The 12,185-nt window shown below is 68.9% G+C and carries 13 protein-coding genes, 1 pseudogene and 1 riboswitch; of the genes and pseudogenes, 6 read left to right on the plus strand and 8 right to left on the minus strand.

Annotated elements, in window-relative coordinates; translation table 11 throughout:
• Window positions 1–10: 10 nt before the first annotated feature.
• The 3 genes from ACWGIH_RS31920 to ACWGIH_RS31930 form a co-directional block, all read right to left on the minus strand.
• On the minus strand, window positions 11–1,414 hold the full coding sequence (locus ACWGIH_RS31920) for an alpha,alpha-trehalose-phosphate synthase (UDP-forming) (RefSeq protein WP_453448587.1): 1,404 nt from the start codon (window positions 1,412–1,414) through the stop codon (window positions 11–13).
• Window positions 1,415–1,508: 94 nt separating this feature from the next.
• Complete coding sequence (locus tag ACWGIH_RS31925) at window positions 1,509–1,808, minus strand: hypothetical protein (RefSeq protein WP_453448588.1); 300 nt, start codon at window positions 1,806–1,808, stop codon at window positions 1,509–1,511.
• A gap of 83 nt (window positions 1,809–1,891) precedes the next feature.
• Window positions 1,892–2,836: a glucosyl-3-phosphoglycerate synthase gene (locus ACWGIH_RS31930; RefSeq protein ID WP_453448589.1), complete on the minus strand. Its 945-nt coding sequence runs from the start codon at window positions 2,834–2,836 to the stop codon at window positions 1,892–1,894.
• Window positions 2,837–3,002: 166 nt separating this feature from the next.
• A riboswitch (SAM riboswitch) is annotated at window positions 3,003–3,137 on the plus strand.
• A 17-nt stretch (window positions 3,138–3,154) separates the two neighbouring features.
• Here ACWGIH_RS31930 and thrC point away from each other — a divergent pair.
• From thrC to groL, 4 genes are all read left to right on the plus strand, one after another.
• Entirely contained in the window at window positions 3,155–4,477 is a 1,323-nt protein-coding gene (gene thrC / locus ACWGIH_RS31935; RefSeq protein ID WP_453448590.1) for a threonine synthase, read from the plus strand.
• Window positions 4,478–4,578: 101 nt separating this feature from the next.
• Entirely contained in the window at window positions 4,579–4,854 is a 276-nt protein-coding gene (locus ACWGIH_RS31940) for a MoaD/ThiS family protein (RefSeq protein WP_453448591.1), read from the plus strand.
• Between the two features lie 424 nt (window positions 4,855–5,278).
• Entirely contained in the window at window positions 5,279–5,482 is a 204-nt protein-coding gene (locus ACWGIH_RS31945) for a cold-shock protein (protein WP_005315736.1), read from the plus strand.
• A 337-nt stretch (window positions 5,483–5,819) separates the two neighbouring features.
• Window positions 5,820–7,445: a chaperonin GroEL gene (gene groL, locus ACWGIH_RS31950; RefSeq protein WP_055551550.1), complete on the plus strand. Its 1,626-nt coding sequence runs from the start codon at window positions 5,820–5,822 to the stop codon at window positions 7,443–7,445.
• Between the two features lie 108 nt (window positions 7,446–7,553).
• Here the strand turns inward: groL and ACWGIH_RS31955 are convergent, their stop codons facing one another.
• The 5 genes and pseudogenes from ACWGIH_RS31955 to ACWGIH_RS31975 form a co-directional block, all read right to left on the minus strand.
• Entirely contained in the window at window positions 7,554–8,816 is a 1,263-nt protein-coding gene (locus ACWGIH_RS31955; RefSeq protein WP_453448592.1) for an esterase/lipase family protein, read from the minus strand.
• Between the two features lie 420 nt (window positions 8,817–9,236).
• Window positions 9,237–9,362 (minus strand): annotated as a pseudogene (locus ACWGIH_RS31960) (type II toxin-antitoxin system prevent-host-death family antitoxin); the annotation flags it as partial.
• Between the two features lie 76 nt (window positions 9,363–9,438).
• Complete coding sequence (locus tag ACWGIH_RS31965) at window positions 9,439–10,305, minus strand: hypothetical protein (RefSeq protein ID WP_453448593.1); 867 nt, start codon at window positions 10,303–10,305, stop codon at window positions 9,439–9,441.
• A gap of 227 nt (window positions 10,306–10,532) precedes the next feature.
• A complete protein-coding gene (locus ACWGIH_RS31970) occupies window positions 10,533–10,805 on the minus strand; it encodes a DUF397 domain-containing protein (RefSeq protein ID WP_453448594.1) in 273 nt (90 codons plus the stop codon).
• Complete coding sequence (locus ACWGIH_RS31975) at window positions 10,786–11,631, minus strand: helix-turn-helix domain-containing protein (RefSeq protein WP_453448595.1); 846 nt, start codon at window positions 11,629–11,631, stop codon at window positions 10,786–10,788. The genes ACWGIH_RS31970 and ACWGIH_RS31975 overlap by 20 nt, the downstream gene beginning before the upstream one ends.
• Window positions 11,632–11,746: 115 nt before the next feature.
• On the opposite strand from ACWGIH_RS31975, the gene ACWGIH_RS31980 reads away from it, so the two are divergent.
• On the plus strand, window positions 11,747–11,959 hold the full coding sequence (locus ACWGIH_RS31980) for a hypothetical protein (RefSeq protein ID WP_393483838.1): 213 nt from the start codon (window positions 11,747–11,749) through the stop codon (window positions 11,957–11,959).
• Window positions 11,956–12,183: a hypothetical protein gene (locus ACWGIH_RS31985; RefSeq protein ID WP_453448596.1), complete on the plus strand. Its 228-nt coding sequence runs from the start codon at window positions 11,956–11,958 to the stop codon at window positions 12,181–12,183. Before ACWGIH_RS31980 ends, ACWGIH_RS31985 begins: the two co-directional genes overlap by 4 nt.
• Window positions 12,184–12,185: the final 2 nt, after the last annotated feature.

Below are 12,185 nucleotides of genomic sequence, written 5' to 3' on the forward strand. Positions count from 1 at the left end.
GACAGAAAAACTAGCCCGCCAGCGCCCGCAGCTGGTCCAGGAACCACTGGGCAGGAGGCAGAGCGGTGGCCGCCGCGGCGAGGCGCTTGGTGCGTTCCGCTCGTTCCTCCAGGGGCATGGTCAGTGCCGTGTGCAAGGCCGCGGCGGTCCCCGTCACGTCGTACGGGTTGACCACCACCGCGTCCTCGCCCAACTCCTCGAACGCCCCCGCCTCCCGGGAGAGAACAAGAGCGCACCCCTCGTCCGAGACGACGGGAACCTCCTTGGCCACCAGGTTCATCCCGTCCCGGATCGGGTTCACCAGGGCCACGTCCGCCAGGCGGTACGCCGCCAGCGAGCGGGCGAAATCGTCCTTCACGTGCAGGACGACCGGTGTCCAACCCTCCACCCCGTACTCGGAGTTGATCTCGTCCGCGAGTGCCTGCACGGATGCGGTGTAGTCGCGGTACACCGCGAGATCCTGCCGCGACGGGTAGGCGAACGCGACATGCACGACTCGCTCCCGCCACTCGGGCCGCGAGGCGAGCAGTTCCCGGTACGCCCGCAACCCCCGCACGATGTTCTTCGACAGCTCCGTCCGGTCCACCCGGACGATCACCTTCCGGTCGCCGGAGCCCCCGATCTGCTCCCGCAGCGCGACAAGACGCTCCTCCACGTCCGCCCGCCGCGACCGCTCCCGCAGGAAGTCCGCGTCGGCCCCGAGCCCGTGCACCCCGATCCGCGTCCCCGACGTACCACCGAGGACGGCGACGCAGCACTCCGTGAACGCGTCCGCCCACCGGCCCGTGAGGAACGCCGCGCGGTCGGCGCCCAGGACGCCGCGAAGGAGCTGCTCCGCGATGTCGTCCGGCAGCATCCGGAAGTAGTCCACCGGCGCCCACGGCGTGTGCGAGAAGTGGCCGATGCGCAGGTCGGGGCGCAGCTCCCGCAGCATCCCCGGCACCAGCGCCAGGTGGTAGTCCTGGACGAGGACCGCGGCGTCCGCGCCCGCACTCTGCGCGAGCGCTTCGGCGAAGGCCCGGTTGTAGGCCTCGTACGACGCCCACTGCGCCCGGAACTCCGGGCCGAAGGCCGGTTCGAGCGGCGTCTGGTAGAGCATGTGGTGGACGAACCACAGCACCGAGTTCGCGATGCCGTTGTACGCGTCGGCGTGCACCCGCGGGTCGATGTCGAGCATCCGCACGCCCGGCTCACCCACCCCGCGCCGCACGGCCTCCCGGTCGCCGTCGCCCAGTGCCGCGCAGACCCACAGGGTCGCGTCGCCGCTGTCGGAGTCGCCGATCGCGCTGAGCCCGGAGACGAGCCCGCCTCCGCCCCGTTTGGCCGTCAGTTCCCCGTTCTCCTCCAGGGTGTACGTGACGGGGCCGCGGTTGGACGCGACGAGGACCTGGGCGGAGGCGTGCTCGGAGACCATGTGGCGAACCTAGCCCCTGGGGCGGGCACTCAAACGTACGGCCGGACCCCGACGGCCCGGCCGTACACAATCGGCGCCGGTTCAGCCGTGGCGGCTAGTCACGCCTGCTCCTCGCGGCCGCCACCGCCAGCGCGCCCAGGGCGCACAGGGAGATCGCCAGACCCGCGTACAGCATCGTGTCCGAGTCGCTGCCCGACTTGGCCAGTTGCCCCGTGGCGCCCTCCCGGCGCACGGGCTCGCCCCCTCGCTCCCGTGGCGCGGGCCGCTCCTGCGCCCACCGGGTGATGTCGTCGGTGTGGCTGATCCTCGGTCCGGTGCCGGCATCCGCCGCGGCGGCGGGCGCGATGGCCGCGCCGAGTGCTCCAGCCGCGAGGGCGGCCGTCGCCAAGGCCACGGCACCGACGCGTAGCGCGCTTCCCTTTGCTCGTCTGACCCACATAAGTGGGGAATGTAGACAAAATGCCCGGCTCGGGGTGGTTACGCCACGCGGCGAGCCGTGTACTCCGCGATGCCGCACATCGGCGGGCGCTCCTCCGTGTCCACCGAATGGGTCCGCGGCTCGAACCCCTGCTCGCCCCGTTCGAACTGGGTGAGCTCGGGCCGTACGAGATGGCCGCGCGCGAGCCGCAGCTGCGCCGTCCGGTAGATCGCCGCCGCCATCCGGCCGAGCGCCTGCCCGTCCTGGTGCCGGTGCTTGCGCACCCCGACATCGACCTGCGCGAGCGCGTCGAGGCCCACGGTGTGCAGCGCGTCGACGAGCAGCCCCAGCTCCACTCCGTAGCCGACGGGGAACGGCAGCCGCTCCAGAAGAGACCTGCGCGCCGCGTACTCGCCGCCCAACGGCTGCACGAATCCCGCCAGTTGGGGCCAGTGCATGTTGAGCAGCGGGCGCGCCATCAGCTCGGTCACCCGGCCGCCCTGGCCTGCGGTCTCGCCCAGGGGGCGGTCGTACATCGCCTTCACGAAGTGCACGTCGGGCTCCGTGAGCAGCGGGCCCACGATGCCCGTCACGAAGTCCGCCGAGAACTCCCTCAGGTCCGCGTCGACGAACGCGACGATGTCACCGCCGGTCACCAGGAGCGAGCGCCACATGACCTCGCCCTTGCCGGGCACGGACGGCACGCGCGGCAGGATCGCGTCCCGGTGCACGACCCGTGCGCCCGCCTCCCGCGCGACCTCGGCCGTACGGTCCCGCGAGCCGGAGTCGATCACCACGAGCTCGTCGACGAGCGCGGCCTTCTCGACCAGCTCCCGGCGGATCTCGGCGACGATCTCGCCGACCGTCCCCTCCTCGTCGAGCGCGGGCAGGACGACACTCACCGAGGCCCCCGACGCCCGCTTGGCGGCGACGAGTGCGCTGAGCGGACGGTCGGCAACGGACCAGGAACGCCTGGTCAGCCAGCGCTCGGCCTCTTCCAGCACGGGTGGCTCCTCCTGTGTGTGGCCTACATGTGATCCATCTCGCGGTTCGGACGACTATCTCAAGGGTCCAGGCCGTCGGTTACAGTCTTGAACAACGCCGATGACCATCGCATGCCGGGGTCATCGCGTAACAAATGCCTCGGGCCCCTGAAGCCCGGCGCCATACCGCTCATCCAGAGGGGCAGAGGGATACGGCCCGTTGAAGCCCCGGCAACCATCCCGCCGACCGCGCACGCGAGGTCTCGGTGGGGAAGGTGCCAATTCCGTCTCGCGGCGAGATGCGTCGCGAGGAAGATGAGGAGAAAGGGCCTCGCCTCCATGGCTGCGCAGACTGTCGCAACGAACGACACCACCCCCTCCACCACCACGGCTGCTGACCGGGGGTCCGTGGACCTCGGCCCCGCATCGGGCCTCTCCTGCCGCGAGTGCGGCGAGCTCTACGCCCTCGGCCCGATCTTCGCCTGCGAGGCCTGTTTCGGCCCGCTCGAAGTCGCGTACGACCTGCCGACCGGTGACCCCGAGGCGCTCCGCAAGCAGATCGAGTCCGGCCCCGACAACATCTGGCGCTACGCCCCGCTGCTTCCCGTCCCGGCGAACGTCGCCGAGAAGCCGAACATCAACCCCGGCTGGACCAAGCTCGTCAAGGCCGACAACCTCGCCCGCGAGCTCGGCGTCGAGCAGGGCAAGCTGTTCGTCAAGGACGACTCCGGCAACCCGACGCACTCCTTCAAGGACCGCGTCGTCGCGCAGGCCATCGAGGCGGCCCGCGCCTTCGGCTTCACCACCCTCTCCTGCTCCTCCACCGGCAACCTCGCGGGCGCCGTCGGTGCCGCGGCGGCCCGCGCCGGCTTCCGCTCCTGCGTGTTCATCCCGCACGACCTGGAGCAGGGCAAGGTCGTCATGGCCGCGGTCTACGGCGGCGAGCTCGTCGGCATCGAGGGCAACTACGACGACGTGAACCGCTTCTGCTCCGAGCTCATCGGCGACCCGCTCGGCGAGGGCTGGGGCTTCGTGAACGTGAACCTGCGGCCGTACTACGGCGAGGGCTCCAAGACCCTCGCGTACGAGATCTGCGAGCAGCTCGGCTGGGTCCTGCCCGACCAGCTGGTCATCCCGATCGCCTCGGGCTCGCAGCTCACGAAGATCGACAAGGGCCTCAAGGAGCTCATCGCGCTCGGCCTCGTCGAGGACAAGCCCTACAAGATCTTCGGCGCCCAGGCCGAGGGCTGCTCGCCGGTGTCCACCGCCTTCAAGGCCGGGCACGACGTCGTGCGCCCGCAGAAGCCGGACACCATCGCCAAGTCGCTCGCCATCGGCAACCCGGCCGACGGGCCGTACGTCCTGGACATCGCGCGTCGCACGGGCGGTGCGGTCGAGGACGTGAACGACGAGCAGGTCGTCGACGCGATCAAGCTGCTCGCCCGGACCGAGGGGATCTTCGCGGAGACCGCCGGGGGTGTGACGGTCGGTGTCACCAAGAAGCTGATCGAGGCGGGGCTCATCGACCCCTCGCTGACCACGGTGGTCCTGAACACGGGTGACGGTCTCAAGACCCTGGACGCTGTTGCCGAGACCTCTCAGGCGACGGCCACGATCAAGCCGAGCCTCGACGCGTTCCGCGCCGCCGGGCTCGCCGACTAGGCGCCGTAGGGCCTGACCGCCGTTCTCGACGGCGGTCGTGGTCCGTCCTCGCGCAGTTCCCCGCGCCCCTGAAGGGGCCCCACACACCCCGAGGTGAATCCATGAGCGTCAAGGTCCGCATCCCCACCATTCTCCGCACCTACACCGGCGGTCAGTCCGAGGTCGCCGCCGAGGGGGCGAACCTCTCCGAGGTCATCGCCGACCTGGAGGCCAAGCACGCCGGCATCGCGGCCCGCGTCCTGGACGACCAGGGCAAGCTGCGGCGCTTCGTGAACGTCTACGTGAACGACGACGACGTCCGCTTCGAGCAGGGCCTGGAGACCGCCACGCCGGACGGCGCGGGCGTCTCCATCATTCCCGCCGTCGCGGGTGGTTGATCCTTTAAGGAAATACCCTGCGTAATCCTTGTTGCCCCCTCCGCGAGAGAAACGGAGGGGGCAATTCCATGTGGTTGAGCGCGGTACAGTTGGGAAGCGAGCTTCCCCGTTTGTGCCGAGCGCATATACGAAGTCGCCCCGAGGGCGACAAGAAGTAGCCAAAGTGCACCGCCCATTTGCCCTTCTCGTGGCATTTGCCTGGCCCGACTTGCCCTGAACTCCGGTGAATTCTCCGCATATTACCGATCAGGCGTGCCCAGAATTCTCGTCCGATTGACCTGTTGCAGAGGGCAGTTGGACAGATACATTCAGCCGCGGTCGACGCGTTCCGGCGCACGCCTCCACAACCCATTGGGGGGGTGAGGTCTGACCCGGGTCCGCGAAGTGCGGGTCCGTGCAAGGGCCAGTAATAGGGGAGTTAGGCATGGCTCAGGGCACCGTCAAGTGGTTCAACGCGGAGAAGGGGTACGGCTTCATCGCGGTCGACGGTGGTGCGGATGTTTTCGTCCACTACAGCGCGATTCAGATGGACGGCTACCGCACCCTTGAAGAAGGTCAGCGAGTGGAGTTCGAGATCTCGCAGGGCCAGAAGGGTCCGCAGGCGGACATGGTCAAGCTCGCCGTCTGATCTCGGCGCGATCGGCCAGCGAACTTAGCGAGTGACGAGGGGCCCGTATCCCGACAGGGGTACGGGCCCCTCGTGCGTCCCCGGGGGCGCGCCCCCCTGGAGCACTCCGGGGCGCCCCCTCGTACGTCTGGGATCCGTAAGAGGCGCTTGCACTCGTAGGGGTCGAGTGCTAATCATTGGGCTTAGCACTCTCCGAGTGAGAGTGACAGAACTTGGATCGGGTCGGTGAGGCCCGCAGGCCGGGTGGGGCAAGGAACCACAAGGTCTGCAGGCCGTCCGTCGCGGGCGCTGGCGCGATCCGGAAGCATGCCACCCCTGTCCGGGAGGACCACTTCACATGGCCAAGATCATCGCGTTCGACGAGGAGGCACGGCGCGGCCTCGAGCGCGGCATGAACCAGCTCGCCGACGCCGTCAAGGTGACCCTGGGCCCCAAGGGTCGCAACGTCGTCCTCGAGAAGAAGTGGGGTGCCCCCACGATCACCAACGATGGTGTTTCCATCGCCAAGGAGATCGAGCTCGAGGACCCGTACGAGAAGATCGGCGCCGAGCTGGTCAAGGAGGTCGCGAAGAAGACGGACGACGTCGCCGGTGACGGCACGACGACCGCGACCGTCCTGGCGCAGGCGCTGGTCCGCGAGGGCCTTCGCAACGTGGCCGCCGGTGCCAACCCGATGGCCCTCAAGCGCGGCATCGAGAAGGCCGTCGAGGCCGTCTCGGGCGCCCTGCTCGAGCAGGCCAAGGACGTGGAGACCAAGGAGCAGATCGCTTCGACCGCCTCCATCTCCGCCGCCGACACCCAGATCGGCGAGCTCATCGCCGAGGCGATGGACAAGGTCGGCAAGGAAGGCGTCATCACCGTCGAGGAGTCGCAGACCTTCGGGCTCGAGCTTGAGCTCACCGAGGGCATGCGCTTCGACAAGGGCTACATCTCGGCGTACTTCGCCACGGACATGGAGCGTATGGAGGCGTCGCTCGACGACCCGTACATCCTGATCGTGAACTCGAAGATCTCGAACGTGAAGGACCTCCTTCCGCTCCTCGAGAAGGTCATGCAGTCCGGCAAGCCGCTGCTGATCATCGCCGAGGACGTCGAGGGCGAGGCCCTGTCGACTCTGGTCGTCAACAAGATCCGTGGCACGTTCAAGTCCGTCGCCGTCAAGGCGCCGGGCTTCGGTGACCGCCGCAAGGCCATGCTCGGCGACATCGCCATCCTCACCGGTGGCACCGTCATCTCCGAGGAGGTCGGCCTCAAGCTGGAGAACGCCGGTCTCGACCTGCTCGGCCGCGCCCGCAAGGTCGTCATCACCAAGGACGAGACCACGATCGTCGACGGCTCCGGTGAGAGCGACCAGGTCCAGGGTCGCGTCAACCAGATCCGCGCCGAGATCGAGAACTCGGACAGCGACTACGACCGCGAGAAGCTGCAGGAGCGCCTGGCGAAGCTCGCCGGCGGTGTTGCGGTCATCAAGGCCGGTGCCGCGACCGAGGTCGAGCTCAAGGAGCGCAAGCACCGCATCGAGGACGCCGTTCGCAACGCGAAGGCCGCCGTCGAAGAGGGCATCGTCGCCGGTGGTGGCGTGGCCCTCATCCAGGCCGCCGCTGTCTTCGAGAAGCTTGAGCTCGAGGGCGACGAGGCCACCGGTGCCGCCGCTGTGAAGCTGGCCCTGGAGGCCCCGCTGAAGCAGATCGCGGTCAACGCCGGCCTCGAGGGTGGTGTCGTCGTCGAGAAGGTGCGCAACCTGACCGTCGGCCACGGCCTGAACGCCGCGACCGGTGAGTACGTCGACATGATCGCCGAGGGCATCCTCGACCCGGCGAAGGTCACGCGCTCTGCCCTGCAGAACGCCGCGTCGATCGCCGCGCTGTTCCTCACCACCGAGGCCGTCATCGCCGACAAGCCGGAGAAGGCGGGCGCTGCCCCGGCCGGCGGCGGCATGCCGGGCGGTGACATGGACTTCTGATCTGCCTCTGGCTGATCGGCGGTTCATCGCTGTACGCGAACCGAGGGCGGTACCTCCCACTGGGGGGTGCCGCCCTCGGGCGTTGTGCCGTGCAGGAGACCGCGGGGCCTACGGAAGCCGCTCCACGATCCAGGTGCAGAGTTCTTGCGTGATCAGGGTGTGGGCCTCGTTGTGGGTGGCGCAGAGGTACTCGTCGAGCTCGCTGTCCTCGGACTGTTCCGGGAACGGGTCGTGGAGCTTCTCGTGGGTGTCGATGTCGCGGAGCGCGACCGCGCTGACCGCCGGGACGAAGCAGTGCTCCCGGATCTCCGCCTCCGAGCCGAGGCCGATGATCGCCGGGATCTTGTCCAGCTCGTCCGCGAGGATGCCGAAGCCCTCCAGGGTGCCGCCGGGGGCGCCGTCGATCTCGGGCAGGCCCGAGGTGCGGATCTGCGGCTTGCGCAGGGTCACCACCCGCAGTTGCGCGATGAGTTGGTCGTCGCCCGCCCGCTGCGTGTACAGGTGGGTGCCGGTGATGGCCAGGCCCTTGCCGTGGAACGCCCGCTCGCCGGGGGCGATGCCGTTGGCCACGCCGGTGCGCACGCCGTTGGCGACGCCGATCTTCCGCGGGCGCCTGGGCCAGCCGCCGACCCGTGCCAGCTCGGCGAGGAACTCGACGCGCTCCTTGTCCGTCTCCGGGGTGTCGTTCCACTCCGCGATGTGCTGCCACAGGAGCTGACGCGCGGCCGGACTGTTCATCTGGTTCGAGAAGGCCGCGTTGAGCCGCCGGATGTAGTGCGCGAACGACTGCAGCGCGATCGGGATCCAGGCACCGCGGTGCGGGCTGTCGTAGGAGAAGTACAGCTCGGTCTGGTGGTTGTTCTCGTCCCCGCCGTCGTGCTCCATCTTGGCGAGCGCGTACCGCGTGACGAGGCCGCCCATGCTGAAGCCGCCGACGGCCAGCGGGTGGTCGCCGGTGCGGCGCGCGATCGCCTCCAGGATCGCCGACCGTGCGGTCACGGCGTTGTCCAGGATCGAGGCGCTGCGCTCGTCGAAGCCGAGGATGACGGCGTCCCTGCCGCGCGCCCGCAGCTCGCTGATGAGCGCGTACTCGCCCCGGTCCAGGCCCTCGTAGAGGAAGTCCAGGTCACTCGGCCCCGCACTGAAGCCGTCGGCGAGGATCACCGGCTTGGTCAGCCCCTGCGCGGGGTCGGCGAGATACACCCAGGCTTTGCCGCCCGGCAGCGTCCACTCCTGGTCCGGGGTGGGGGCCGCCTCGGAAACCTCCTGGGGGCCGGGAGCCAGGGTGATGTGGGCGGCGGACCGCCAGGCCTCGATGATCTGCTCTTCGGTGGCTTCGCTGGGCTCGTCGGGCCCGTTGAGCTCGGTCATGAAGGGTCCCCTCCGGTTGTGCCGCTCGGTGACGCATCGATGACGTTCGGTGTCATCTTCGATACGTCACGTAGGTGCCGGAAGGTGGTCTCGGGTTTCCGCGCGGGGAGCGGGGTCCTTTCGGACAAAGGGGGAATGGCCGCATGTGTACTGCGTCGGCCGGAGCGAAACCAGGATCGTGTGGTCGACGGTCGGGCGTCGGTCGTGACAGTGGCGCAACTCGGTCGGCGGGGCCTGCCGAAGCCGGGGAAGTATGTCGCGAAGGCGACCGGGGAGAGGGCGGTTCAGTCTCCGGGCGATGAGGTCAGCGTTCGTAGTGGTACCGGCAGGAGGCGATACGGATCTCGTCCTCAACGATCTTGCGGTCCTGCGTCTGCCACCAGACGTAGTCCTGCCAAGGGGATTCGTCCCAGACGAATTTCATTCCGCGAGCTCCCTGACTGTGCCGCCACCGCTCTCAAGACGGTCGATGGAGGCCAGCAGGCGACGGGCATTCTCGGGGCTCCGCAGCAGGTAGGCAGTCTCCTTCAGCGACTCGTACTCCTCCTTGGGTATGAACGACTTCTTGTACGTACAGGAAGTCGTACGTCCTGGGTGTCCGCCGGGCAAACGGCGGAGGCGGTCACGCCAGGCCTGGCTGTGGACTGGTGGCTGCGGCGCGGGCTGCCGCAGCGTGGCTGCGGACCGCTGCGGGCGGCAGGAGCGCCGCCGTGCGCGTCGGCCCGGGTTCGCCCCGGCACGGGCCGCAGGTGCCGCCCGGCAGGGCCTCCGGGCGGCCGGGCGTTCCGCATCTCCCGCATTCCAGTACGCGGAGTACGGGGCGGAGGGCTGGTTCCGGCGGGAGCTTCGTCGTGAGGCGGCTGCGGACGAGGGCCACCGGGCTGTGGACGGGGCTGGGCAGCCCGGCGGTCAGGGCACGGAGGATGTCCGACTCGGTGGCGCCCCGCGTGAACCACCCGGTGAGCTGGGGCTCCAGGGCCACGCAGTCCGCGTACGACAGGGAGAGTGCGGGGGCCGTGCGGCCGAGGGCCGCGAGGAGGATGAACGCGCGGCTGCGGGTGGGGTGCCGGGGTCTGTCCGGTTCCGAATCCGGTACGTCGCCCCGCACGAACGCCGCCCACCAGGCGTCGTCCCGCGCGGTTCGCGAGAACCACGTTCGAGTGATCCAACGGGCGCTGCCACTTCCGTGCAGGTGTTCCCTGCCGCGCCTCAAGTGGCCTGCGGCCTCAAGCCTGTTGAGAGCGGTTCGGAGCGCGCATTGGCCGTACGGAAGGTGCTTGGCCAGGGTCTTCACGGAGATGTCCGCGCCCTCCGGGAGCCGGTCGAGGCACGCTGCGACGGCTGCCTCGCGGGGCGGGAGGTGGGTGAAGTCGTCGTTCGTGGGGGGCCGTTGTTCGGGCGCCGAACGTTTTCCGTAGCCGGGACTGGCCATGGGGTGCGGGTCTGCGTGCGCAGGGCGGAAGGCGGCACTAAGCTTGGCGTCAGCCATGGGTCGAAAACTCTACTTTCGATCGTGATGGTTAAACCCCCGCAGGTGTTCGCAGCACCGGGCGGGGGTTGTTCGTTATTCGGGCACGCTAGAGCGTTGTCACGCTGCGTGGCAAGTCGAACTCTGAAAGTGATCGGCTGCGCCAACTCCAAGGGCGGGAGGGCGGGTTGAGACCCGCCTCCCGTTCCTTGCAAAGAGGGCTCGGTGCTTGGGGCTTGAGCCCCGGGTCAGTTGTCCTTGAGGTTCGCGACGAATGCGGACCAGGTCGTGGCCCGGAACACGAGCCTTGGGCCGGTGGGGTTCTTGGAGTCGCGGACGGGGACGATGTGCGGGTGACGGTCGGCCACCTCTAGGCAATCGCCGCCGCTGGCGCCGCTGTACGTGGACTTGCGCCAGCGGGCGACCTCCAGGCAGTCGCCTCCGTCACCACCGCTGTAGCTCGACTTGTGCCAGACAGCCGTGCTCAGTTCGTACTCGTCCTCACGGGTGTTGTTGTCCATGCTCGTAATCCTGCGCCACCGATTCGACCAGGGCCAGGGAGTTCCTGGGGGGAAGGGCTGTGGCTTGGAGGAGGTTGAACATCAGTGTGTGGCGGGCCACGGTGGCCGGGTCGTCGAGGAGCTTGCCCATGTCCGGAGCTTCGACGAAGGAGAGCGGGGGTGCGTCCTTGAACTCCATCAGCTTCAGGGAGCCGTGCATTGACGCGTGCGAGCCGGCGTCGAATGGCAGCACCTGCATGATGATGCGGTTCCTCCGAGCGAGAGTCGCCACGTGGCGCAGAGCCTCCATCATCACCGCACCACCGCCGACCGGCCGTCTGAGGGCAGCTTCGTCAACAACAGCCCACAACAACGGCGTTGTTGGATTGTCGAGGAGATGGGCGCGTTCGAGTCGCGCCTCAACTTGGGCGTCGATCACGTCGTCTGTCGCCGTCGGGTGATAGGCGCGGAAGATCTCCTTCGCGTATGCCCTCGTCTGGAGCAGCCCAGGGATAAGCGAGGTCGCGTACTGCTTGATGGCCGTAGCAACCGCCTCCGCCTCAGCCGCCTCCGCAAAGTGATCCGGGTACTTCGACTTGGCCACTGCCTTGCAGTTCCGGGCGAAGAAGCCCCCCGTACCCAGCACCTCGTCGAAGTGCTGGGCGTAATCCAGATGCATCCGCCGTGTCCCGGCCTCCAACTGGCCGATGAACGAGCCGCTCACGAACAGTGGCGCGCCCAGCGCCTCCTGGCTGATCCCCTTCCGTTCCCGTGCGTGACGCAACTCGCAGCCGAGGAGGGCGCGGGGGTTCGATGAGGGGTCGAGGTCCTTGCGGCGTCCGGTCATGGACAACTCCTCTTCCAACAAGCCGGTTTGTTGGGAAGCCGTTGCTTCTCAGGCTACGCACCACCGGCCACGCTGGGTGATGAATCGGCAACACCCAGTGTGAGAGGCAGAGACCATGGCGCTGACGGCGGAGGAACGGGTGCGGGCGGCGGAGGAGGCCGTGCGGCAGTTGAGGGCGGGGCTCGAAGAGGTCGGCGTCACGCTGCCGTCCCTGCGGATGGACCCGCTGACGGCGGCGGCGGAGGGCGCGCTGCCGCTGGTGGAGTTGGGGCGCTGCAACCTCGACACCGCGTTGCGGCTCGCCGCCGTGCTGGAGGGCGCACGGTGAACGCCGACGATCCGAGCGTGCCGGAGGCAGGGACGTACGCCGTCGATTTCCGGGACGGCAGCGTCGGGCAGGTCATGGGGTGCGAGGGCGGTCTCGTACAGCTGCGGCCCCTGGGCGGAGGCCGGGAGTGGGACTGTCCGCCGGAGAAGGTCGGCCAGGCGCCGCCGGGCGAGGTGCTGCGGGAGAGGGTGCGGCAGCTCAACCGGGAGCGGCGGCTGCCGTGATC

It is taken from the genome of Streptomyces sp. NPDC054872, from assembly GCF_053610705.1.